This window comes from Novosphingobium sp. 17-62-19 (genome assembly GCF_002256775.1).
Classification (GTDB): Bacteria; Pseudomonadota; Alphaproteobacteria; order Sphingomonadales; family Sphingomonadaceae; genus Novosphingobium.
The window spans coordinates 1-24260 of record NZ_NCII01000011.1; the positions used below are offsets into that span (position 1 = coordinate 1).

At 61.6% G+C, this 24260-nt stretch carries 15 protein-coding genes, 2 tRNA genes and 2 pseudogenes; 4 read left to right on the forward strand and 15 right to left on the reverse strand.

The genetic code is table 11. The features are described 5' to 3' along the window. Positions 1-15: 15 nt before the first annotated feature. The 12 genes and pseudogenes from pstA to recJ form a co-directional block, all read right to left on the reverse strand. Positions 16-1281, reverse strand: coding sequence for a phosphate ABC transporter permease PstA (gene pstA / locus B7X90_RS03060; protein WP_292621563.1), 1266 nt, complete (start codon positions 1279-1281; stop codon positions 16-18). A gap of 10 nt (positions 1282-1291) precedes the next feature. Continuing rightward, positions 1292-2565: pseudogene (gene pstC / locus B7X90_RS03065) on the reverse strand (phosphate ABC transporter permease subunit PstC). 22 nt (positions 2566-2587) lie between these two features. Beyond that, positions 2588-3634 (reverse strand): substrate-binding domain-containing protein, encoded by a 1047-nt coding sequence (locus B7X90_RS03070; RefSeq protein ID WP_292621565.1) that lies wholly within the window; start codon positions 3632-3634, stop codon positions 2588-2590. 58 nt (positions 3635-3692) lie between these two features. Next, positions 3693-4874: an ATP-binding protein gene (locus B7X90_RS03075; RefSeq protein ID WP_292621566.1), complete on the reverse strand. Its 1182-nt coding sequence runs from the start codon at positions 4872-4874 to the stop codon at positions 3693-3695. 173 nt (positions 4875-5047) lie between these two features. Next, a complete protein-coding gene (locus B7X90_RS03080) occupies positions 5048-6700 on the reverse strand; it encodes a hypothetical protein (protein WP_292621568.1) in 1653 nt (550 codons plus the stop codon). Positions 6701-6726: 26 nt separating this feature from the next. Then, complete coding sequence (locus B7X90_RS03085; RefSeq protein WP_292621569.1) at positions 6727-11787, reverse strand: hypothetical protein; 5061 nt, start codon at positions 11785-11787, stop codon at positions 6727-6729. A 49-nt stretch (positions 11788-11836) separates the two neighbouring features. Further along, positions 11837-12898 (reverse strand): hypothetical protein, encoded by a 1062-nt coding sequence (locus B7X90_RS03090; protein ID WP_292621570.1) that lies wholly within the window; start codon positions 12896-12898, stop codon positions 11837-11839. Between the two features lie 71 nt (positions 12899-12969). Then, on the reverse strand, positions 12970-13440 hold the full coding sequence (locus B7X90_RS03095) for a hypothetical protein (protein WP_292621571.1): 471 nt from the start codon (positions 13438-13440) through the stop codon (positions 12970-12972). Between the two features lie 34 nt (positions 13441-13474). Continuing rightward, positions 13475-14446 (reverse strand): hypothetical protein, encoded by a 972-nt coding sequence (locus B7X90_RS03100; RefSeq protein ID WP_292621572.1) that lies wholly within the window; start codon positions 14444-14446, stop codon positions 13475-13477. Between the two features lie 324 nt (positions 14447-14770). Further along, positions 14771-14845 (reverse strand) — tRNA-Glu (locus tag B7X90_RS03105). 72 nt (positions 14846-14917) lie between these two features. Further along, positions 14918-14992 (reverse strand) — tRNA-Glu (locus B7X90_RS03110). Beyond that, the gene (gene recJ, locus B7X90_RS03115; RefSeq protein WP_292621574.1) at positions 14971-16743 is read right to left on the reverse strand and encodes a single-stranded-DNA-specific exonuclease RecJ; all 1773 of its coding nucleotides are present in this window, start codon (positions 16741-16743) and stop codon (positions 14971-14973) included. The genes B7X90_RS03110 and recJ overlap by 22 nt, the downstream gene beginning before the upstream one ends. Positions 16744-16903: 160 nt before the next feature. Between recJ and B7X90_RS03120 the strand changes: the two genes are divergently transcribed. The 4 genes from B7X90_RS03120 to B7X90_RS03135 all read left to right on the forward strand — a co-directional run bounded on the left by B7X90_RS03120 (position 16904) and on the right by B7X90_RS03135 (position 20071). After that, positions 16904-18154: a hypothetical protein gene (locus B7X90_RS03120; RefSeq protein WP_292621576.1), complete on the forward strand. Its 1251-nt coding sequence runs from the start codon at positions 16904-16906 to the stop codon at positions 18152-18154. Between the two features lie 20 nt (positions 18155-18174). Next, positions 18175-18663, forward strand: a complete 489-nt coding sequence (locus tag B7X90_RS03125; protein ID WP_292621578.1) for a flavodoxin family protein — start codon at positions 18175-18177, stop codon at positions 18661-18663. 137 nt (positions 18664-18800) lie between these two features. Beyond that, positions 18801-19541: a hypothetical protein gene (locus B7X90_RS03130; protein WP_292621581.1), complete on the forward strand. Its 741-nt coding sequence runs from the start codon at positions 18801-18803 to the stop codon at positions 19539-19541. Then, positions 19532-20071, forward strand: coding sequence for an AHH domain-containing protein (locus B7X90_RS03135; RefSeq protein ID WP_292621584.1), 540 nt, complete (start codon positions 19532-19534; stop codon positions 20069-20071). The genes B7X90_RS03130 and B7X90_RS03135 overlap by 10 nt, the downstream gene beginning before the upstream one ends. A 42-nt stretch (positions 20072-20113) precedes the next feature. Here the strand turns inward: B7X90_RS03135 and B7X90_RS03140 are convergent, their stop codons facing one another. The 3 genes and pseudogenes from B7X90_RS03140 to leuA form a co-directional block, all read right to left on the reverse strand. Further along, positions 20114-21094 carry a nitronate monooxygenase family protein gene (locus B7X90_RS03140; protein WP_292621587.1) on the reverse strand — a complete coding sequence of 327 codons (981 nt, stop codon included), beginning with the start codon at positions 21092-21094 and terminating at the stop codon, positions 20114-20116. 78 nt (positions 21095-21172) lie between these two features. Beyond that, positions 21173-22219, reverse strand: a complete 1047-nt coding sequence (locus tag B7X90_RS03145; RefSeq protein WP_292621589.1) for an amidohydrolase family protein — start codon at positions 22217-22219, stop codon at positions 21173-21175. 270 nt (positions 22220-22489) lie between these two features. After that, a pseudogene (leuA, locus tag B7X90_RS03150) lies at positions 22490-24075 on the reverse strand (2-isopropylmalate synthase). Positions 24076-24260: the final 185 nt, after the last annotated feature.

The window sequence follows — 24260 nt, forward strand, 5'->3', positions numbered from 1 at the left end:
ACTTCAGCGTTCATTTTACCACCGTTGTTCGAAGCGGTTGCGCAAGTAGATCGCAAGGCCGTTCATCAGGAGCAGGAAGACGAGGAGTACCACGATTGCGGCGCTGGTGCGTTCCACGAAGCCGCGGTCGATCTCGTCTGACCAAAGGAAGATCTGCACCGGCAGGACGCTGGACGGTGCGGTGAAGCCCGATGGCGGGCTGGCGACGAATGCGCGCATACCGATCATCAGCAGCGGTGCGGTTTCACCCAGCGCACGGGCCATGCCGATGATCGTGCCGGTAAGAATGCCGGGAAGGGCGAGCGGGAGGACGTGGTTGAACACGACCTGCACCTTGCTGGCACCGATGGCGAGGGCGGCATCGCGGATCGAGGGTGGCACGGCCTTGATGGCATTGCGGCCCGAGATGACGATGACCGGCATGGTCATCAGGGCCAGCGTCATGCCGCCGATCAGCGGGGCGGAGCGATAGTGCGGGAACAGGGCGAGGAACACGGCTAGGCCGAGCAGACCGAAGATGATGGAGGGGACCGCGGCCAGATTGTTGATCGAAATTTCGATCCAGTCGGTCCAGCGATTCTTCGGCGCGTATTCCTCAAGGTAGAGTGCAGACAGCACGCCGACAGGGAAGGCGAGGACGAGCGTGATGAACATCGTCAGCATCGAGCCCTTGAGCGCGCCCCAGATGCCCACCGATTGCGGGCTGGTTGCGTCAGAGCGGCTGAGGAAGCCCTTGTCGAACTGGCGCACCAGCACGCCTTCGGCCTTGAGCCGGGTCGCGAGCACTTGCTGTGCGGGGTCCCCGTCGCCGCGCATGGCGCGGGCCAGCGCGTCACTGGCGGGGAGCGAGACCTTGATCGTGCCGTTGAGCAGGCCGGGGTTCTCGATCAACTGATCGGCCACTTCACGCCATGCGCCGTTGGCCAGAATATCGTCAGCTTCGGGGCCGAGGGCCTTGCTGGCGGCATTGTCGACCACCTTTTCGAGGCCCGCCAGTTCAAGGCCACCCATCGGATCGGGCTGCGTCAGGCGTTCGGCGTCGATCTGCATGGCGCCTGCCAGCGGCACATCGAAACGCACTTCGCTGCGTTGGAAGCCTGCGATGCCAGCCGAACTCATGTTCACGAGCAGCAGGATGAGCATCAGCGCTGAGAAGGCGACGGCAAAGAAGCCTAGCCAACGGAAGCGGCGGTCAGCCTTCTTGCGACTGGCGAGGCCGCGTTCCATCATTGCGCGGCGACGCGCCTGTGTTTCTTCGAAGGAAGGGGTGGCGGAGGTCATCTGGGCGGCCTCAGTCATAAGCTTCGCGGTAACGCTTGACCACGCGCAGGGCGATGAAGTTCAGCGTCACATGCTTTCAAACGGGTTGGCAGTGAGATTGGCCGAGGCACCAGCGGCCATGACCACGATCATCGTTTCACCAATCGCGCGGCTGATGGCCAGCATGACGCCTGCGACGATGCCGGGCAGGGCGGCGGGGACCAGCACCTTGCTGATGGTTTCAGACGTTGTCGCGCCCATTGCAAGGCTGCCATCACGCAGCGATTGTGGGACCGCGGCAATGGAATCATCGGCCATCGAGGAGACGAACGGGATGATCATGATGCCCATGACAAGGCCTGCGGCAATCGCGCTTTCGGTGGAAGCGCTGGAAATGCCTATGGCGTGGGCGGCATCGCGCACCATCGGAGCGACGGTCAACGCGGCGAAATAGCCGTAGACGACGGTGGGAACGCCCGCGAGGATTTCGAGCAGCGGCTTCATCACCTTGCGCACGTTGTTGCTGGCGTATTGGGTGAGGAAAATGGCGCTCATCAAGCCGAGCGGGATGGCGACGATCATGGCGATGATCGCGCCGATATAGATGGTGCCCCAGAACAGCGGGATTGCGCCATAATCCTTGCCGTCGGGCGTGCCCGAACTCATCGGATCGGGCGACCAGTGGGTGCCGAACAGGAAATCGATGGGCGAGACCATGCCGAAGAAGCGGACGGTTTCGAACACAAGGCTGGCGATGATGCCGATAGTGGTGAGGATGGCGACCAGCGAGGCGATCATAAGCAGCGCCATGACTGCGCGTTCCACGCGTGTGCGGGCGGTGAAATCGGGCTTGAGGCGCAGGAACGCGAAGGCTCCGCCTGCAAAAGCGACGAGGAGCGTGACGGCAAGGCCGATGGAATTGTAGAGCGTCAGCGCCGTGCGGTATGGTTCGACCAGCGCCTGCGCTTCATCGTTGAAAACGCCGAAGGCTGCGCCCGAAGCGACCGAGCGGGCCTCTGCCAGTAGGGTTTCGCGTTCGAAACCGAAGGCGGGGAGGACCGACGATGCCGGATCGGCAAGAACGTGTGCGGTGACCAGTGCAGGGCTGAGGGCGTTCCACAGGACCGCAAAGAGTACAGCGGGCACGCCGACCCACAGCGCGACATACCAGCCGTGGAAATTGGGCAAGGAATGCAGGCGGACACCCGGCGCAGCCTTGCGGAAGGCCCAGGCGCGCGAACGTGCCGCCAGCCAGCCCAAAAGGCTCAGCCCGAAGGCGAGCAGAAGCAGAATGGCTGGCGACATAACCCCCGTTATTCCCTTTAACTTACTTCAATTGCGAACCATCAAGAACCGGCAGGTCGTTAACAGCCTTGGCGCTTCCTGCAAGCACGTCATCAGGCGCAACCACCATTCCGAGCTTGGCAAGAGTGCCACCCTTGCCCCAAAGCTTTGACCATTCAGTGACAAATGCCTGCAATCCGGGAATTGCTTTCAGATGGGCTTTTTTCACGTAGATGTAGAGCGGGCGTGCACCGGGATAGCTGAAGTCCGAGATCGTGGCATAAGTCGGCTCGATCCCCTTCATCGTCAGGCCCTTGATGCGACCCTTGTTCTCTTCCAGATAGGAGAAGCCAAACACTCCGATGGCCTTGGGATTGGCTTCGATCTTCTGGACAATCAGGTTGTCATTCTCGCCCGCGTCGACATAGGCACCGTCATCGCGCACTTCGGTACAGATCTTTTCGTGGGCAGACTTGTCGCTGTCCTTCAGCGCTTGCATCTCGGCGTTTTCGTCGCAGCCCTTGGCAAGGATCAGTTCTTTGAGCGCATCACGCGTACCCGAAGTGGACGGCGGACCATAAACAAGGATGGCTTCGGCCGGGAGTGACGGATTGACGTCTTTCCAGGTCTTGTAGGTCTGCGGCTTGCCATAGGGGTTCTTGGCGAGCGCCTTGTAAACATCCTCGGTCGTCAGCGCGATGCCGACACCGCCCTGCGCTTCGGCAAAGGCTACGCCATCAAGGCCGACCTGGACTTCAACAATGTCCTTCACGCCATTCGTCTGGCAGCTTTCGAACTCGGACTTCTTCATCCGGCGCGAGGCGTTGGCGATATCGGGGAACTGCGCGCCTACGCCGCCGCAGAACAGGTTCATGCCAGCGCCCGTGCCAGTCGATTCGATGATCGGTGATTTCAGCGAAGGGTCGGCCCGCGCGAGCGATTCGGCCACAGCCTTGGCAAACGGGTAGACGGTGGAAGACCCGACGGCGCGCACCTGATCGCGGGTGCCCGCATCCTGCGAACCGCACCCGGCAAGAGCGAGCGCCGAAAGCGCGGCAGCGGAAAGGGCAATGTTGCGAATCGTCGTCATGTTCATGAGCCTTCGTCCAAGTGGGCAGGCTGGCCAATGCGACGGCTACGTGACAAGTTTATGACAATGGTGATTCGGCGGCAACGTTCTGTGGTGCTGCCAGTGGAATGCGCACTGTCACGGTGGTGCCAATCCCTTGCGTGCTGGCGATATCGAGCTTGCCGCGATGCCGTTCGACAATATGCTTCACGATAGCGAGGCCTAGGCCTGTGCCGCCTGCTGCCCGGCTGCGGCCGGGGTCGGTGCGATAGAACCGGCGGGTAAGATACGGCAAGTGATCGGGGTGAATGCCTTCACCCTTGTCGGCCACCACCAATTCAGCCTCGCCGCCGTGGACGGTGATTTTCACCGTTACCGGCTGCACCGGATCACCATATTTGAAGGCGTTATCGATGAGGTTGCGGACAAGCTGGTCGAGTTGCTGACGGTCCCCCATGACAATCGCCTGCGTGGTGTCGATGGCGAGGCGCTGTTCACCCATCGTCATGGCGGTTTCGCTGGCAATAGTACCGACCATCTGGCCAAGATCGATGCGGTCACGCGGAAGCTCGTGCTTTTCAGCCTCGATGCGCGAGAGTGACATCAGGTCTTCGACCAGACTTTGCAGACGGCGTGATTCGCGCAGGACGGTAGCGTGGAACCGGGCAGCTGTGGCCTCGTCCACCTTGGCGTCAGGGTCGGCCAGTGTTTCGATATAGCCGATGATTGATGAAAGAGGGGTGCGCAGTTCGTGGCTGGCATTGGCCACGAAATCGGTGTGGGCGCGGCTGATGTCAGCCTCGGCAGTGCGATTGACCATCTCGATTAGCGAGAACCGTTCGTCGATGGGAACGCGGCTGACCTGCCAGATGCTGCGCGCGCCAGTGAGGCCACGCACCAGCGCACGGCCCTGCGGCTTTTGCAGCAGCCCGATAGCTTCGGGATGACGCAGCGCCACGCGTGCGTCCTGCCCGATGATGTGCGCGCCCAGTTCCTCGCGTGCGGCAGCGTTGGCTGCGGCAATGCGTTGCCCATCGAGCATCAGGACGGGCAGGCCGAAGGGTTCGACCAGTTCGATCATGGCTTGGCGAGAAACGCTGCCATCGTCGCGGTCGATGGTTTGAACTGTGGGTTCAGGCCGCGCCAGCCAAAGCGTTGCGAGCCAGACGAGCAGGATCGCCAGCGACATCCAGAAGCCCGAACCGCCCAGATACATGACTATTGCAGCGCAAAGCGCCACGATGATGCTGGGAATTGGCAACGACAAGCCCTTCATCGAATCACGCCGTATGGATTGCCTGTGCCTGCGAATCGCCGAACGGTGTTTCGGCGTTGTTGCACTGCGAATAGGCGAGGGGTGATGGGGCGCGCAAGCAGCCTGCGGCCTGTGTCACAATTGATCCGTCTTTTGACGCATTCGCCCAGATGGTAGGGCTAGTTCACTAACGCGTTGAAGATCATGGCAAAACTTGCCCCGCTGGCAAGGCTGGCCGCATGGCCGGTCAGCGTGGTACCGGAAAATGAAATGCCGATCGGGTCAGCCTCATCGATGCCGGTGGCATTGTCGTCCTCAACCGTCGTGGCTGCGGCGCAAGTGGTGCCAGACCGGGCGGTGCCCGCCAGATAGGTGAGCGACGAGGGCAGCGTGTCGGTTACGTAAACGTCATTGGCTGCCAACGTTCCGGGGTTGGTGACAAGGATACAGTATCGCACGGTCGCGCCCGGCAGCGCCTTTGGCCCGGTACTGCTTATCCCGTCTGACAGGATCGTCGATGTCTTGCTGACCACCAATGGCAGTATTCGGGTGTTGGTATATGTACAGACAATCGCCGTTTCGCCATTCCCGATGGTCAGCCCGTCTGCCAGATTGGTGTCAGCCGCGCCGGTGCAAGCCACCGCACCATTGTAGCGGCCTGTATTCGTGCCCGCCATGATCTCGGCAAGTGTTAGCGTCTCGCCAATCACCACGGGGGTGGGCGATCCATCGGTATCTAGCTGGTTCGCCGTGCCAGCGTCTGAGACCAGCGTATCAATGACGGTAGCGCTGCGCGAAAGCGTGACGTTTGCATCATCCCCGACCACAGCGTTTGCCCACTGCTTGCGCAGGGTAACGCGAGAGTCATTGTCGACGATGGTGTACGTTCCGGCCGTTTGCGTTGTGCCGCCGCAGATGGTGGTGTGGCCACGCGTGTAACCGGTGCCTGTGGAGAGCGAGTAGGTGATTGTCTCGTTGCTCTCGATCGCGTTGTCATCGACAATCGTGATGCCGAGCGGGATCGCGGTATTGTTGTACGTTCCAGCCGGGACCGTGACGGTGAAGGTCGATCCGCCGCCGGGCGTTGTATAGTCGGTGCCGCGCGTGGCCGTGCCGCCGGTGATGGTCATGGTGACACTGATGGCACTGGTCGCGCGCCCGGTGACCAGCAGCGTTGCAATGTTGGACGAAGGCACGGATTCGCTGCCCGAGCTGCTTCCGATGGAAAGCTGGATGAACGGACGAAGAGTCAGCTGGATCGCGTCGAGAAAGTTGCCGAACGAACCCGGATCGGTGGTGTTGAACTGCACCCGCTGCATACCGGTGGAACCGGTATAGGTTGCCGTGCCGGTGTTGACATTCCACCGCAGGTTGTTGGTTCGCGAGCTTTGTGTAGCCAGAGTTTGGATCACACCGCCGCTGCCGTTGGCCACCTGAAACCGAACCGTTTGCGTACTTGCGCCACCTTCGCGGGCACGATGGGCGAATGTCCAGCCAATCGGCTCGCCATTGACGAGGCAGATGTTCTGGAAAAATGTGCCGTTCACATTGGCGTTCATTTCGGCAAAGACATTGCCGTCATAGGCTGGAACGCCATTGAAATTGGTGTCCCACAGTTCGATTTCATCGGTCGTGGTATCCCACCCTGGTACCAGATCAATCGACATGATTTCATAATTGGGCGATCCGGGGCCAGCCGGATCGTTGGCTTCAAACGATGGGTTTTCAAGCGAGCGGAACTGCGCATGGGCAGGGCCTGATGCCGCTGCAAGGCTGCATAGGCCGAGCAGCGCCCGGCCCAGATGCTTCGGAAACCTTGTGCCGATATGCACCCATCTACTCCAGTTGCGGCCTCCGATCACTGCCGCAGCCCCAGAAAGCCGAGACTGTTGCTGTCAAACTTCATGCGCATGGCAACAAACAGGCCCGCGGTCGTCTGCCGCGCCGCGATGAAATCGGGATCGCGATAGCCCGTCAGGTTGTAGCCCACGGTGATAAGCGTATCCTTGACGAGGCTCACGCCGATCTGCGGGCCGATTGCAAAGTGCGTAGTGCCCGAAGTCAGATCGTGACGCACGGTGACAACTGCGCCAATTTCGACCGATTTGCCGAGTCCGATGCGACCATCAAGACCACTGATCAGCGACGTGCCTTCAAGGTCATAGCCTTCAAAGGCATCGAAGGTGTGCCGCACCGCGGTGAACAGGCCGATTTCGGTGCGCTGCGCGTCTTCGCTGCGGGGCGACCAGTTGAACGAGGCACTGGCCATCATGCGCGTGGATTTGGCATCGGTGCCGCCGAGCAGTGCGGTGCGCGAGCCGATAGCGGTGCCGTTTTGAATTTCGTCACTGCGCAGTTCCAGCTTTGACAGGATCGCGAGCGCGCTGTCCGCCGGGCGGTGGGCGAGCGAGAGTGCGGCGTCGAAAATCTGGCTGCGCTGGCCGTTCTGGTCCTGTGCGCGGGTCATGGTGAAGCCTGCGCCTGCCATGCTGCCTTCGCCAAGCTGGCGGATTGCACCGAGCACGACGCCCTTGCGGTCGGTCAACTGGCCATTGCGCATTTCGCCACGGCCCGTCACGCTCCAGCGGTCCCGCCGCCAGGTTGCGCCAAAGGTTATGGCGGTGAAGTCTTCGGCAATCGTCCCGGCATCGCCGAGGTTGCCGCCGCTCGAAGCAGGTTGGTCGATGTTGATGATCCGGCTCGCGTCGATCCCGGCAAGCGTGGTTGAATGGTCAACCGTGGCATCGATGGTGAGCGAGGGTGTGATCGGCAGCGACTGGGTGAGGCCGAACGCGGCGAAGCTGCGCTTGCCATATTCGCTGAGCGTTTGTTGGCCAAGCGAGGTCACTGCGCGCGCGCCGTCCCACGGGCCGACCTCGAACCCTGCCTGCACGGTATCGGCAGAGACAGCCTTGCCGCTGGCACGCTCGTAGGTGCCGAGAAGCTTGATCGAAGGCGTGAAGGCATAGGCTGCGCCAACGCGATAGCGAGAGGGCAGGTCGATGCTCTCAGCCGCGCCAAGTGCAACACTGGCTGCGCCGTTGATCTCAAGGCGGTTGTCGAGAAAATGCCTGGTTGCGCCAGCCTCGACCGTGGTGGTGCGGGCGGTGCGGCCATCGGCCAGACGGTCGTCGAACATCGCAAGCCCAAGGCGGCCTTCGGTATCGCGGCTGCGCCACACGCTGTTGATCTCGGCGGCCTTGCGCTGGGCTGCATCGGTGAGGCTGTCATCGAACCACGTGCTGGCGGTGATGGCGAAAGCTTCGCTCAACCGGTAACGGCCATCCACGCCAACCTTGCGGCGGCCACGTTCGGCATTGTTGAGCTGGCCAAGGCCAAAGCGGCTGCCGGCAGAGCGGATGTAGGCGAGGGCGTCAAGCGCGCCATCATGATGCTCGATTTCGGCGATCCATGCGTTGTCATGCGCACCGGCGAGGCGGCTGATTGCGGCTTCTGCGCGCAGTTCGGTGCCTTGGCCCAGCGCAGCCTTCACATCGATGGCGGCAAGGTCAGACCGGGCACCGTTGTTTGCGCCGGTATCGGTGATGGCGGTTGCGCCGATGCGCAGCGCGCCGCCCAGCGTAGTCACGTCAGCACGCAGGCCTGCGTTGATCTCGCCGCCGGTTGCCTGCTCGATCTCATAGTCCACGATGATGAAGCGCGGGTTGAGGTTTTCGTCGCGGCTCAGTACCGGGGCCCGGAAGATTATCGTGCCGGTCAGCAGGTCGATGTCGTAGTCGATGAAACGCTGGAGCGTCTTGGTATCGACGATGACTTCGGACCGGAAGCGGTCGCGCACCTGCAGCGTCACGATCTCGCTATTGGCGATGATGCGACGGCTGGTGAGGCGATAAGGGCCGGAAATGCCGCCGCCCTGGATCTCGTCACGGCGGTGCGTGTCGCCCGTGCGGGCGGCAAAGCCCTGTACGTGCAGCGCGCCGAAAGCGCCCTCAGCCGCAGCGCCGGTAACGGTGCGTTGATAGCGGGCCAGAACGGTTTGGTCGAACGCCGTCACGAAATCACCGTAGATTGCGTAAAACGCGCGTGCTTCGAGCCGGATGTACAGCTTTTCGCGGCTGGCGGCGTCGAAGCGGCGGCTCGAACCATCTGCGAACACGGTGTAGTAAGCTTTTGGATCGATCGCGCCGAGCAATCGCTGCTGGTCCTTCTGCTTGGCGCTGTCGTAGCTGGCGGTCAGCAGGAATTTGCCCAGCACGCGGCCCTTGGCATAGAAAGCTACGCGAGCATTATTGCCCAGATCGCTGTCAAAGCGGCCATCACGCTGCATCTGCTTGGCGATGGAGCTTTTGCCGCTGGCGGCTTCTGCGAGGCCGACCAGCGTCCATTTCTGGTCGCCCGGCGCAATCCAGCTTTCCAGCGTCTGGCGGCGGGTGATGGTCTGGTCCTTGAACAGGAACTCGGCGCGCAAGGGACCACTGACCATGGTCGGGGCCAGTTCAACATAGGCAATGCCATCATCACCCTTGACCACAAAGGTCGGTGCGGCGCGGTCCAACCCGGACAGCGTGCGCGATTGCATGGCGTCGATGGCCAGCGCGCTTTCATAGGGCTGGTTGAGCGTGAATTCGCCCGTGATCCCGGCATGGACCGGACGGCCATTGCGGTCGGTCACGCGGATCGCCAGCATCGGACGGGTCGTTCCATCGGCGACAAGCTGCGATTTTTCGCGGATCAGTTCCACACGGGCGGGAACCTGCACGAAATGGACGTCGCGCTTGAGTTGTGCGGTTTCCTTGCCATCGGCGCTGCGGACGGTGGCAGACAGCGTCGAGGCCTCCCCATCAAGCGGGACGCCGCGCCAGACGCTGACGGCGTAGCCCTGCGGTGCAGCGCTTGCGCCATCGAACGCGATCGGATCGACGGGCTTGCCGTTGATCTTCAGGTCAACCGTCTCACCCTTGCGGTGGCGGATGGCAATGCGGATTGCGGGCGAGCGCGGGTTGTGGTCCGCCGTGGGGAACAGAAAATCGGTGGGGCCATCGCCCATTGCCAGCCAGTTGGTTTCAGCGCCCGCCGCCTTGCGGTCTTCCAATTCGGCTTCGCGCACCGCTACGGGCTTTTCAGCCTCAGCCTGCTCAGTCTTTTCTGCGTCGGCCTTTGCGGGAATTGGCGCTGCCAAGGCAACTTCGCGCAGCACTGCGCTGAAATCTGCCACGGCAAGCGTCCCACCCTGGCCGGTCACGAAGCGCGAGGTCGTGTTCCCGGCGCTGCGCGTGGAATTGGCGCAGTCGATGAAGCGGCCACCTTCGGGCAGGGTCTGCTCGGCTACCTGAACCACGTGGGTTCCGGGCACCAGACCTTCGAAGTGATAGCGGCCATCGATATCGGTGATAGCAAAGCTGCCATCTTCCAGCATTACCCGCACGCCCGGAATTCCGACGCGGCTTTCGCGCACGTTGCACTCGCCAGCAGTCACCCGGCCAATCAGAGTCATCCGGCTGGCCAGAACCTCGTCCTCGATCCGCACGCGTGCCTGCGCCGTGCTGGTCTGGCCGCGTTCGTCGGAAAGCTGCACGATGTTGGTCGCTTCTCCAGCCGGGGCGTCGGGGCGGGCCGTCATGGCGTAAGTGATTTTTGCGGTTTCACCAGCGGCGATCCGGCCAAGCGCAATCGTCATCAACCGACCATCATCGGCAAACTGGACGGCAGCTTCGGCGCTCTGGCCGTTGACGCGGACAGACTTCGGCACAAAACGCAGCCAGCGCGAAGGTGTGTCCTTCAGCGAGACGTTGAACAGTGCGCGCTTGGCGTTGGGATTGCTGGCAAGCACCGTGAAGATCACCGGATCACCCGGATTGATGACTTCGCGCGAGGCTACCTTGGTGACCGAAGCCGCGACGCTGGGCGAATCCATCGGAATATCGACACGCACGGGATTGGGAGAATCCAGCGTCACCACGCCGCCGAACGAGGCATCGCTCAATTCAACAAGATCGCCTTCGGGGCGCACAATTGCCCGCAGATTTTCCAGCGGCACTGTAGAGGGCACGACAAAGCCACCGGGCGGAACCACGCGCAGGCGATAGCGGCCCAAGGCAGCCAGCGGGAAGCGGTATTCGCCCACCGGCATGGGATGCACAGTGCCCGAAGCGTCGGTCACGGCTTGCCCTGTCACCACGGTTGAGGGCCACCCCGTAAAGCCATCGTCGGCAAAAACCTGGGCGGGCTGGCCGGTTGCGTCATCGATCAGGGTGATCGTCACGCCATCAATGGGCGTGCCGTCGGCACTGTCAAAGACGAGGCCATAAGGGTCGGCCAGCACCTGAACGCTGCTTACCGGCTGGGTTCCCAACGGGATGGTGCTGTCAGCGATCTCGACCGTGATGGAATCACCGTCGTGGACGCTCAACTGGCAATCGCGCCTGGTCGGGCTTGGGGGAATGGCGGTAGTTGCAATTGCTGCAAGGAATTCACCGGTGTTCGCCCCGGTCTCGGCAATCGTCATCAGTTCTTCGTCGCCTGACGATGTCACTGTCTTGATCTGCAGATGGTCGATTTCCGTGGCCGAACGATTGGCCGACGGCGCCGTGATCCGCACGTAGAGCAGTTCGCCAATGCGGAAGCTGTCGGAAGGCTGGAGCGAGCCGCTGAGCGTGATGGCTGCGCGGTTGCCCGACAGCATCATGCTACCTTCACCGCACGTAGGCGTGGCCAGCGTGATCGTGCTTGATCCGTCCGGCACATAGCGCAGCGTCTGCAATTGGGCGATGGCCACTTCGACCGGGAACGACACGGTGTTGGACGTGGCCGTCACGGCCTGGCCGCGATCCGTCCAGTTCGCGGTTGCGGTGTTGGTGATCGTCTCCTGCGCGGTGGTGGCGCAAGGGGCAGTCAGCAAGATCGCGGCCAGCAAGTCCGAAAGCCAGTGTCTGAAGGTGGAAGGTCTGAAGGAGAACATGGTGCAGGGAGGTGCCGGTCCCACCACGCGGGCGGGACCGGCAATCTCGTCAGTTGATCGTCGCGTGGAACAGGACGGTCTTGGTCGCACCGCCCGAAAGCGTCGCGATCGTGCCGGAAACCGTGCCGCCGGTTTCGCTGCCGGCGGTGGCCCCGTCAGCAAGGCAAACGCCGCTCCCATCAACGGTGCCGTCAACCTTCACCCCGAACGACCCGTCGTAGGTGACGGTGGTCGGCAGAGGGTCGTTTACGGTGATTGCAGCAGCATCAGATGCACCGCTCGCGTTGGAAACCGCGATGCAATATTCGACCGTTGCACCGGGGATCATCTTGGGATTGGTGGCGCCGTTGACCGGGTCCGAAACGATGCGGCTGGTCTTGGCGACGGTCAGCGTGGCCGTGGCAACCGTGTAGTCATCGCGAGCGGAGTGAGCGGCATCGCGCTCGCCGTCGTCGGTGCCTGCGGTAACGTCTGCAAACACGGTGTCCATACCAGCGGTGTTGCCACCTGTGGTCTGGACCAAAGCCGCACCCTGCGAGGCGGCAGTTCCGGCTTCACGTCCTGTTGCAAGCAGGGCAACGCCTGCGACCGAAGCATTGGCCAGGCCAAGCGGAATGTCGCTTACCACAAACACGCGGCGGGTTGCATCGGCGGCCACTTCGTCAAGGAAGGTGACCAGCGTGTCCGAACCGGAGTCAAACGTGTTGTCGCCGTTGTCGAGGTAGATCCGCACGTTGGTTGCCGTGAAGCTGTCCGTCCCGCCATGCGCAGCGGTGCCACCGCTCTGCTGCAGGGCGTCCAGTGCGAAGTCGAGTGGCGCGTTCGAGTTGTTGGTCACGGTAAAGGTCGTAACCTGCGAGGTGGAACCCGGTGTCACGATCGTGGTGGCAGTGCCAACTTCAGCCACGGTCAGGTTGATCTTGCGGTCAACCGTCAGCGTGTCGCTGGCCGTCTCGTCATTCTGGTCGATGCCACCAACCTGATAGCTGATGGTGGCGGTGTTGGTGATCAAGTCGCCTGCAGTGGTGCCGGCGGCGTGCGCGTTTGTTGCGCCGAACGCGAACAGCGCAAGCGCACTGGTCGCGCCCAGCATCTTGCTGGTGCTTTTCATGGTAACGATCCCTGTTCAAAACTGCCTGCTCAAATCACCGCCAGCAGGCCGGGCGGTCTTTCGCAGAGCTTTCAGCGAACGATGGCGTGATACTCGACCGTGCCGCTCCCCCCCGGAGCGATGACTGGCACGGTCCAGCGGATATGGGTGATGTCGTCGGCCAAGGCCGGGCGCGCCGCACCGCTGGCATCCTTGACGGTAAGCGTAGCCAACGAACCGTAAGCCTTGCCGCCATCGACCGAGACTTGCAGGCTTGCTGCACTGTCATCGGCCACGCGCACGGCCTTGGGCACCGGGTTGGTCACAACGAAATTGTCGGCTGGCTTGCTGCCCTTGTTGGCGTATTTCGTTGAGAACAGCAGCCTGTCGCCGGGGACCACCACTTGTGGGTCTTCCAGCACGATCTTCGTGCCGCCATTGGCCGTGACGCTCTTTTCGAGCTTCACATCGCCTTCGAGCGCGACGCTTGGAGTTTGCTGTTGCGCCATCGCCGGCGATACCGCCAGGGCGAGGGCCATGAATGCTGTGCTGAGCCTGATCATGTTCTTGTCCCGATTTCTGTGCAGGTGCTGCGGATCAATTGATCGTGGTCTGGAAAGTGACCGCGCTGCTGGCCCCGCCCGCAAGCGTGCCAATGGTCACATCGATGCCGGAAGAGGAGGCAACGCCCGCATCGCTGTCTGCTGCGTCAGTCAGCGCAGTGCCGCCCAGCGTGGCCGAGTTGGCAATGTAAGTCGTGCCCGCAGGAATGGCGTCGGTGATGTGCAGGTCATTGACGGAGCCAGTGCCGGTTGCCGTGGCTGCAATGGTGAATGTCACCACCGCGCCCGGAACCGGCTTGGTCCCGCCAAACGGATCGGCCACAGTGTAGGACTTCACCAGTGCCACGCTGGCCGAACTGGCAATCAGCGAGCCGAGCGCATTGGCATTGGCTGTGGTTGCGCCGACCACGGCATCGCCGCCGCCCTGGCCTTGCCCCGCAAAGCTGGTGCCGGGTGCGCCAGCGCCGGTCAGTGCCTGCGCAGTCACGCGGACTTGCCCCGCAGCGCCATCCGCCGTGCCCGAAGGCTGCGATACGACTACGAAGATGCGCGTGTTGGCATCGGCGGCAAGTTCTGCCGTCGATCCGCCATTGGTGATGACCGTGTCCACGCCCGGTTCATACGTGCCGTTGTTGTTGGCATCGATCGCGATGGACTGGATTTCGGCGTCAAACCCATTGCCGGTGACAGCAGGCGATACCGTGATCGAGAATGCCTCTGCACCATTCCCGGTGTTGTCGAGCCGGTAGGTGAGCACTGCCGTGCTGCTAACCGGAACTGCGCCGGAATCGAGCGAACTGACTGCGACATCAAGCAGTTCATCCACGCGGATCGAAACGGTGTTCGAAGTAACCGTGGTGGTGGCGCTGCCGCTGCCATAGCTGGCAGATGCGGTATTCTGGATCAATGTTCCAGCGGTGACCCCGGCAGCTTGTGCGTGTGTCGCGGCAAGGGCCGACGTGGCAGCAAGCGATGCAAGGGCGAATTTTGTGCAGGCGTTTGTCATATCCGCAGCAGTAGGTCTGCGTGGTTACCAAACGCTAAAGCACTTAGTATTTCCCCTTAGTTTTGGCCGATGACAGTGGTTAACCAAAGTGAGCTAACAATTTCTTAATTACTAAAATTAAACCACGATGTCAGTTGTTTGTGAGATAACTGAAATGGAATGTCGGCTGAGATTTATCTTCGGGATTGAAGTGCGATTTTTGGGCAGGAATTTGCTCATCAACCAAGAGGCCGCCCGAATCGCGCAGGGATCGACTGGCGGTATGCGCGCAGAACAACGCTGCGCGGACAATAGGCCAAGCCTGTGATCTCGTGATGGATTGGCTGGTGACCCCTACGGGAATCGAACCCGTGTTTCAGCCGTGAGAGGGCCGCGTCCTAACCGCTAGACGAAGGGGCCTGATGCCATTTTGCGCACTGCCTTGGCAGGTAATCTACACCGCTTGTTCCGTCCCATCAGGAGGGAGGAAAGTGGTGACCCCTACGGGAATCGAACCCGTGTTTCAGCCGTGAAAGGGCCGCGTCCTAACCGCTAGACGAAGGGGCCACTGGGCTTGCGCCGCTGGGTACGATCTTTGCGCGCCCTGCCAGCCACAATTGCCGTCCTCGCGATCCGTGGAGCAGCGTCTGCCCCATTTCGCTTTGCGCCGCGCGAAAGGCGATGGCCTTGAACGAGCGTCCATCTGCGCCTGCGGCCACCATGCGCACGTGATCGGTGCCAACCAGATCGCACTTGACCAGCCGGACCGGACCCACTGCCACACGCGGCCCCGGCCAGCCTACGCCGAACGGCCCTGCCACCTCCAGCGTCTCGACCAGTGAGGGCGTCAGCCCGCCGGGGCTGAGCGAAAGATCAAGCAGCAGTGCCTGCGATGCTCTTGCACCGACGATCTCACGCGCCAGCCGTTCGTCCAGCCAATCGGCCAGCGCGTTGACCTGCCCAGGCTCTATAGTCAGCCCACAGGCCATCGCGTGTCCGCCCCCTGCCACCAGAAGCCCTGCCTCGCGCGCGGCGATGATGGCCGCGCCAAGATCCACCCCGTTGATAGAGCGCCCCGATCCCTTGCCTTTGCCGCCATCGTCGGCATCCAGCGCGATCACCAGCGAGGGCTTGCCGGTCTTCTCCTTGATCCGACCCGCCACAATGCCGATCACGCCGGGATGCCAGCCGCGCCCGGCCACGACCATCACCGCACGGTTATGCTGCGAGGCGACCTGCGCTTCGGCGGCTTCCTGCACTTCCTGTTCAATCGCGCGGCGTTCCTCGTTCAGCTGTGATAGCTGCGCAGCAATATCGCGTGCCTCGTCCGGGTCTTCGGTGGTCAGTAGCCGCACACCCAGCGTCGCCTCGCCCACGCGGCCCCCGGCGTTGATGCGCGGCCCCAACGCAAAGCCCAGATCGCTGCAAGTCGGTGCACGGTTCAGGCGGCTCGCATCAATCAGCGCCGCAAGGCCCACATTCTCGCGCCGCGCCATGATTTTCAACCCTTGCGAAACCAGCGCCCGGTTCAGCCCTTTGAGTTGTGCAACGTCGGCAACGGTCCCCAGCGCCACCAGATCCAGCAGCGCCATCAGATCGGGAGCCTTGCGCCCCATCCGCTCGAACCACTTGCGCGCCCGCAATTCCCGCACGATCGCCACCGCCAACAGGAACGCGACGCCAACCGCTGCCAAATGCCCGTGCGATGCTGCCTCATCACATTCGTCCAGCCGGTTGGGATTGACCAGCGCGGCGGTCTGAGGAAGGTCTGACGAGCATTTGTGGTGATCGACCACGATCACATCCACACCTTCAGCAGCGGCCATCGCCAGCGCCTCGTGTGCCATCGCGCCGCAGTCCACCGTGACAATCAGTTGCGATCCATCGCGCGCCAAACGCACCAGCGCTTCGCCGGATGGGCCATAGCCTTCAAGCAGGCGATCTGGAATGTAATGCCCCGCGCTCACACCCACTGACCGCAGCAGCCGCACCAGCAGCGCCGCGCTGGTCGCGCCGTCCACGTCATAGTCGCCATAGATGGTGATGCGCTCGGCATTTTCTATGGCATCGCAAAGCCGCGCAGCAGCAGTGTCCATATCTCGGAAGATTGAAGGATCAGGCATGAAATCGCGCAGCGTGGGGCGGCGGTGCCGTTCCAGATCATCATGGCTTACCCCGCGTGAAAGCAGGAGTTGGGTGACAATGTCCTCGCCCGGTGCGCCGCTGCCGCTGTTGTTGAAGCCAAGGTCCATATTTCCGCCGCGCCAGCGCCAGGCTTGGCCGGAAAGAGAATGCGTTATCGCTGTTACTGGAATCATGGGGTTGCGCTATAGCATCGGGGGCTTTCCGAAAAGGGCCGCGCGAAAAGGGTAGCCTCAGTGCGTTTGCGCACGCGCAATGACATGTCACCGGGGCATAAGGTTTCATCATTCCGCACCAGACCCGTTCGCGTCTGGCGTCGTTGAGGAGGATGGTGTCATGCGCAAGTTCACGGTTCAAATGGCGGTGAGTGGTTTGGCCCTGTGCGGCCTTGGTGCGGGCGTGTTCGCGCAGCAGGCAGCAGGGCCGATCGCCCGCTACGAAATGCGGGCTGAAACCATGTCCGGGCTTGGCGGAATGGGCGGCGGCGGCGGTATGGGCGCGGCTATGGCCATGGCGTTCGGTGGCGCTCCCAAAGCGCAGCATATGCTCTGGCTCGATCTCGGCTCCAGCCGAGCTGCTGCCGATGGCAAGCCAAAGGCCGAACATTTCATGCCTGCGGGGGCAAAGCTCGGAAAATCGGTGCTTTTGCGCTCGCCCGAACCTTCAAAACCTGCACCACGAGAGCGGACAGAGCCACAGGAGAAGGATTTTCAGCGACCGAAGGGCCGTATGCTGATCTTCTGGGGTTGCGGTGAACACGCGCCCAAAGGGCAGCCGGTCGTGATCGATTTCAGCAAGCTTGCGGCAGGGCAGGTGCCGCCGGGCCTGTTCACCACAACCGTGCCGATGGATCGCTGGGTCTCGCCATCGTCGAGCAAAACATATGGCTACTGGCCGGGCGACGATGGCAAATCTGCAAAACCGGATTCAGCGCTGCCGGGCACGCATCGGGTCGCAGGAAACTATTCCCCCGAAATGGCTTTTACGCTGGCGAAGGATTTCATGGCGCCGCTCAATGCCTCGAACACGCTGCAACCTGGCGGGGCAACGCTGCTGCGCTGGGGGGCGGTGCCCGATGCTACCGGCTATTACGCGATGATTATCGGCGGAAAACAATCGGGCAGGGGTGGGGACATGGCAGACATGGTCTGGTGGTCGTCCAGTGCCAGTCGCCAATTCGGCGGAGGCCTGCAGGACTGGATGGCACCTGCCACGGTGGCAAAGCTGGTGACCGACAAAACCGTGCTTTCCCCGCAGACCACTACTTGCACCGTGCCCGCCGAGGTCAAGGCCGCAGCCCCCGATTTCATGTTCGGCACGCTTCACGCCTATGGGCCGGAGGAATCCTTCGCCTATCCGCCGCGTCCCGCCGATCCGAAAGTGAAGTGGGTGCCTGAATGGACCGCACGTATCCGCCACCGCTCGACCACGGGCTTCCTTGTAGGTATGGACGGGTTTGGTGCAGGTGCAGCGGTAGATGGGGAACAGCCCAGGCCCGCTTGCAAGTCCAAGAAACGGGGTTTGGGCGGTATGTTGGGTGGAGCGATTGGCGGGGCGCTGGGCGTGCCAACAGGGGACGGTTGTTGAAGGAAGATCGCTGAAACGGCATGGCAGCGGGGCTGTTGATCATATGGCATAGTCGCACCGGCGCTGCGCGGGCTATGGCCGAGGCGGCTCGTGACGGTGCCGCCCGTGCCGCGCATTGCCGAATCCTGTCTGCCGATGAAGCCATGCCCGACGATTTGCTGTCCGCTGCTGGTTACCTGTTCTGCTGCCCGGAAAATCTCGCCGACATGACTGGCGCGATGAAGGAGTTCTTCGACCGCTGCTACTATCCGCTGCTGGGCCGGATTGAAGGGCGGCCCTATGTAACAATGATTGCTGCGGGTTCGGATGGATCAGGTGCGGAACGACAGATCGACCGGATCGTTGCAGGTTGGCGTTTGCGGCGGGTTGCCGATGGAATCATAGTATGCACCAAGTCGCAGACTCCCGAGGAAATTCTTGCACCCAAGCATGTTTCAAACACGTTGTTGCAAAGCTGTCACGATCTGGGACAAGCCATTTCCGAAGGTCTTGAACTAGGCGTATTCTAAGCGTTCACCACCTATATGGTCCATCGCGAAGCTTACTGCTGTAGGCAGACTCGACGCCAGTCTGACAAACGAGGGACTCTGGCAAACGAGGAACTTGGCAGATGTGGCAGATGGGATCGTTGTGAAAAGGGACTTACGTGGACGCCAGTGACCGGTCTGCCGACTGTGCGCCCTTTGCCGCGCTTGTCTATGACCCACCGAAACTTCCTACGCTGGCGGATATTGAGCGGGAAGTCATGCGCGGGTCGGCTTTTTCCGTATCGCATTCACCAGATGTGCTTGAAGGTTGGGCAGAAATTCTGCGTGACGGGCTGACTTTCGATCTTCGCGGCCTTGCTGGCGGGCCGCCACGTCCGTTGCCCGAAGTCAAAGCCGGTGTGGGCGCAGAGCTTGCCCGGTTTTCGGATATGGCTGCGCTCACGTTGTATCCCGGACCGCATCTTGCGGGCGCGCAAAGACTGCTGCCGGTGATTCGGGTTGCGGCCAATCTCCTAATCGATCTTGCGCGAATCGGACCGGCAAATGCGGTTGCGTGGCTCCCGGCCCGGCTTTTGATCAGGATGGACCTGTTCGAACGTGCTGTGCGCCCTTGGCTTGAGGGTGGCCCTTTTCCGGCCCCGGCCTTTGTTGCTCTCCATGCCAATAGTTCTGGTGGATTGCGAACAGAGGGGCTTAACTTTTTCATAGAGCAGGAATTTTCACTCCAATCTCAAACGGAGACTGGCATTGCCCAGTTGCCGCGCGTGGCCATCCGGCTGATTGACTGGCTGGTCGCGCATGGACCCGTAAGTATTCCTACGGAGGCAGTTCTTGCCGGAACGGGAGCAGTCTTTCTTGAGGTGCAGGACAAGGGCCTTATCCTTGCCCGGTGCGACTGAGCTTCGATCTTTCAAGAAACAAGCGGCGAAAGCTGCCCTTCGGGAGCGTAAATGTTCCCGGAAAGGCAGGCTATTCTCCGCAGCTTCAGCGCCATCATCTGGTGCCGCAACAGATACTGCATGTCGCGGCACTTACGCAGTTCGTTTCGCAACTGGGGATTGAGCGGCTGGGCATTCATGACTTCCGCCGCAACGGCCAACTCCTCCCCGCTTGCGAGCAGGTGGCCCGCCGCATTGGCCTCCCGCTCCATCGCGGCCCGCATCGCGCCTACAACGAACTCGTGATCGAGCGCGTGGGCCAGATTGAAGCTGATTGGTCACGTGATCGGCGCAAAGGGGCCGAGGCGGACTACGTGGCGCTGATGCGGTTTGATCTTTTGCAGCGAGCTTTGCGGCGGCGCTTCCTTGATCCGCGCAACTGGTCGCGGGTGCCGCTGAACACCCGCGATCCGGCGCTGGACTTCAGCCATCTTGATGAAATGGCTGATCTTTTCTGGTCGGAGACGACCTCTGCGGCGTGTGCTGCCTGAACTGCACCTAAATGCACCTAAATGCACCTAGGCGCACACAAGTTACTTCAAAAAGGGCGCGGAGTTGCCCGAAAGCGCCTCTGCAGCAGATCGATATTCCGCCTCAAGCCGATCGACCCGAACCGCGACCGATTCGACTGCCTTGACCGCGCCGATACCTTGCCCTGATCCCCAAATGTCCTTCCACGCCTTTGCCTCGGTGTTGCCGCCTGACCCAAAATTCATAGCGCTGGGATCGCTGACAGGTAGGTTGTCAGGATCCAGTCCGGCATTGACGATGGAGGAGCGCAGGTAGTTGCCGTGGACGCCGGTGAAGAGGTTGGAATAGACGATATCATCGGCGCCGCTGTCGACGATGGACTGTTTGTAGGCGGCATTGGCGTTGGCTTCCTCGGTAGCGATCCAAGCTGAACCAATGTATGCAAAGTCTGCACCAAGTGCCTGAGCTGCAAGGACAGATCGGCCATGCGCAATCGCGCCGGATAGCGCGACCAGGCCGTCAAACCACTGCCGAATTTCTTGCATCAGCGCAAAGGGCGATTGCGCGCCTGCGTGTCCACCTGCGCCCGCTGCGACCGGAATAAGGCCATCTGCGCCCTTCTCGATGGCTTTGTGGGCGAAGCGATCGTTGATCACGTCATGCAGCACGATGCCGCCCCAGTTGTGGGCTGCCTGATAGACATCTTCGCGCGCGCCGAGCGAGGTGATCAGCATGGGCACCTGCCATTTCGCGCACATCGCCATGTCTTCATCCAGACGGTTGTTGGTCTTGTGGACGATTTGGTTGACGGCGAAGGGCGCGGCGGGCCGATCCGGGTTGGCGCGGTTGTGGGCGGCCAGTTCTTCGGTGATCTGGTGAAGCCATTCGTCCAACTGGCTGATCGGGCGCGCATTAAGCGACGGGAAAGACCCGACAATCCCGGCCTTGCACTGCGCGATCACGAGTTCCGGGCAGGAAATGATGAACAGTGGCGAGGCGATGACGGGCAAGCGCAAGTTGGCGAAAAGGGGAGGCAAGGGCATCCGGTTCCGGTCCTTCTCAAGGAAGTTTAATCACATGATTAAATGGCTATTCCAAGCTGCAGCGCTTGTCAAAGGGGTTCAGGTGAGCAGTTCCTCGATGCCGTAGAGCCGCGCTGCGGTTCCTGCGAAAAGTGCTCGTTTTTCAACGTCAGACGCACCTTGCGCGAGGCGTTTGAAGGTGTTCCATAGCGTGTTGTAGCTGGCACCCCATTTGTCGACCGGATAGTTGCTTTCGAACATGGCGCGATCCGGGCCGAAGGCTTCGATGCAGGTTTCGATATAGGGCCGCCACATTCCAGCCAGCGTTTCGGACGACAGGCCAGCCATCGGACCTTGTTCGGGCAGGCCGCAGAATGCCATGGCAAGGCCGCCGAGCTTGATCGTTACATTGGGGCACTGCGCGATGGTGCGGATGTTTTCGCGCCAGATATCAAAGCGTTCGTGCAGCTTGCCGTGGTAGCTGGCGGTGCCTAGCGGACTGCCGCAGTGATCAAGGCAGATCGGTTGATCGGGGAAGGCGCGGGCGAGATCAAGAAGATCGCCCAGTTGCGGTTCAAGCAGCCACGCGTCGAAAGTGAGGCCCAATTCGCGCAGATGCCGAAAGCCCAAACGGAACTGGTCTGACAGATAGACATGCGCAGGGATGTGGAAGGCAGGACCGAGCAATGCAGGGTCGGCATCCCACGCAGCCTGATGACGAATGCCCCGAAACCGGCCGTTTCCAGCCGCGGTCAAGGCCTCAAGGACCGGTCTTGCGCCGTCTCCAAGCATCAGGTCTGCGTGGCCGATGATCGCCGCGCAAGGGCGGAAATTGCCATAGAGGCCGCTGGCGCCCTGCGCAGCCACACCGCCGACGTATTCCACTTCGCCCACCGGCTTCATCGCTGGATCGGCTCCGGCGCGATAAAAAGCGCCGCATTCCATGAACACCGTGCCGACAACATTGTGGCCACCGCGCGCATCGGCGAGCAACTGGTCGAAGGTGTAATAGGCGGAGTGCGTCAGCGTTTCGAGGAACGGGTGGCGCGGTTCAGAAAACGCGCCGATCAGCGGGCGCAAGTCCCACAAGTGGTGGTGCGGATCGATGATCGGCAGATCGGGTTCGAGAATCGCTTCTTCGGCCATGTCCTGTCCCTTTTTGCGCCTCTTGCGGACGAGTGGGGACTATGGCGCATCGGTTGATGGCGGCAAGTGCGATTTAAGCGGGCGGTTGAAATTGCGTAATAGGAAGTGGGTTTCGCGCAGAGGCGCAGAGGAGACAGAGATCGCAGGGCGGGTGGGCAAATCGGCGAAGCCGACAAACTGTCCAGACGCTGGCTGCGGCTTATGGTGCCTGCGGCGCAGGGCAACGGTCTCTGCGGAACTCTGCGCCTCTGCGCGAAACAATCTTTCTTTTTAACCGACCGCGTTAGCTGCGCTGAGGACGGCGCGGACTGACGCAGTTGCAACGTCCTCGTCAATGCCGACGCCCCAGATGGTGCGGCCATCGGCTGTTTTGCATTCGACATAGGCAGCGGCGCGGGCGTTGCTGCCTGCGCCCATTGCGTGCTCGGTATAGTCGGTTACGTCGATGTCCACGTCGAAGCCGTCCTTGAGCGTGGCGACCACCGAGGAAATGAGGCCGTTGCCGCGGCCGGAGACGGTCTGCACCTTGCCATCGACTTCGATCTTGCCTGCGAAGATGCGCGTGCCGTCTGATCCGCGCGTTTCATCGTATTCGACCAGTTGCAGGTGCTGTGGCGCATCGAGGCGATAGGCCTTGCGGAAGACGCCCCAGATATCAGCTGCTTGCAGTTCGCGACCCAGTTCATCGGCCAGTTCCTGCACGTGGCGCGAGAAGTGGGCCTGCATCTTCTTGGGCAGCTTGAGGCCCTGATCCTGTTCAAGAACCCAGGCGAAACCGCCCTTGCCAGACTGCGAATTGACGCGGATCACCGCTTCGTAGCTGCGACCAAGGTCCGCCGGATCGATGGGCAGGTAGGGGACCGCCCAAAGTTCGTCATTGCGCTGTTCAGCGGCGGCGAAGCCCTTTTTGATGGCGTCCTGATGGCTGCCCGAAAACGCGGTGAACACCAGTTCGCCGCCATAGGGGTGGCGCGGGTGGACTGGCAACTGGTTGCAGTATTCAACCGTCTGGATCACTTCATCGATGTCCGAGAAATCCAGTTCAGGATCAACACCTTGCGTGTACAAGTTCAGGCCGACTGTGACGAGGCAGCAGTTGCCGGTGCGCTCTCCATTGCCGAACAGGCAGCCTTCCACGCGGTCTGCGCCAGCCATCAGGCCGAGTTCGGCAGCAGCAACGCCGGTGCCGCGATCGTTGTGGGTGTGCAGCGAGATTACCGCACGATCCCGGTTCGGCAAGTTGCGGCAGAAATATTCGATCTGGTCCGCATAGATGTTGGCCGTGGCCGCCTCTACCGTGGCGGGCAGGTTGAGGATGATCGGCTTTTCGACCGTAGGCTGGAGAATTTCCATCACCGCTTCGCAGCATTCGATGCTGAAATCGAGTTCGGCGGTGGAGAATGTCTCCGGGCTATATTCGAAGTGCCAGTCAGTCTGCGGGAAACGCGCGGCCTGATCGCGCAGGAACTTTGCGCCGTCCTGCGCGATCTTGCGCACGTCTGCCCGGTCCATGCCGAACACGACCTGCCGCCACAGCGGCGAAACTGCATTGTACACGTGGACGATGGCTTGCTTGGCGCCGGCAAGGCTTTCGAACGAGGTCTTGATCAGATCTTCGCGCGATTGGGTGAGAACCTGCACGAACACGTCATCGGGGATGCGCCCGGCATCGACCAGGCCGCGAATGAAATCGTACTCGGTAGCGCCCGCCGAAGGGAAGCCGACCTCGATTTCCTTGAGGCCGACTTTCAGCAGCAGGTCGAAGAACCGGCTCTCTGATTTGGCCATTGACGGTTCGGCAGATCGATCTGCGGGAACGGGCGATACTTGGCCGAAGGGTTCTTGAGCATGGTCATGAAGTTACACTCGAAATATCTGGATTTTGCCGCTTGCGATGCTTCATCCCCTGGGCGCCGTGCGCACCGGTAAGGACCGACGCGTCAGCTCACGCCCAAGGGCGGATAAGTCGCAGGGTAACATCCAGTCGAGCAATCATAACACAAGCCTATGGTGAATCGCGGCGCGCTTGTCCAGAATGTTT

Coding starts and splice junctions, on each gene's coding strand:
- pstA (WP_292621563.1), bottom strand. CDS start 1,281: ATGACCTCCGCCACCCCTTCCTTCGAAGAAACACAGGCGCGTCGCCGC.
- B7X90_RS03070 (WP_292621565.1), bottom strand. CDS start 3,634: ATGACGACGATTCGCAACATTGCCCTTTCCGCTGCCGCGCTTTCGGCG.
- B7X90_RS03085 (WP_292621569.1), bottom strand. CDS start 11,787: ATGTTCTCCTTCAGACCTTCCACCTTCAGACACTGGCTTTCGGACTTG.
- B7X90_RS03090 (WP_292621570.1), bottom strand. CDS start 12,898: ATGAAAAGCACCAGCAAGATGCTGGGCGCGACCAGTGCGCTTGCGCTG.
- B7X90_RS03095 (WP_292621571.1), bottom strand. CDS start 13,440: ATGATCAGGCTCAGCACAGCATTCATGGCCCTCGCCCTGGCGGTATCG.
- B7X90_RS03100 (WP_292621572.1), bottom strand. CDS start 14,446: ATGACAAACGCCTGCACAAAATTCGCCCTTGCATCGCTTGCTGCCACG.
- recJ (WP_292621574.1), bottom strand. CDS start 16,743: ATGATTCCAGTAACAGCGATAACGCATTCTCTTTCCGGCCAAGCCTGG.
- B7X90_RS03120 (WP_292621576.1), top strand. CDS start 16,904: ATGCGCAAGTTCACGGTTCAAATGGCGGTGAGTGGTTTGGCCCTGTGC.
- B7X90_RS03125 (WP_292621578.1), top strand. CDS start 18,175: ATGGCAGCGGGGCTGTTGATCATATGGCATAGTCGCACCGGCGCTGCG.
- B7X90_RS03140 (WP_292621587.1), bottom strand. CDS start 21,094: ATGCCCTTGCCTCCCCTTTTCGCCAACTTGCGCTTGCCCGTCATCGCC.
- B7X90_RS03145 (WP_292621589.1), bottom strand. CDS start 22,219: ATGGCCGAAGAAGCGATTCTCGAACCCGATCTGCCGATCATCGATCCG.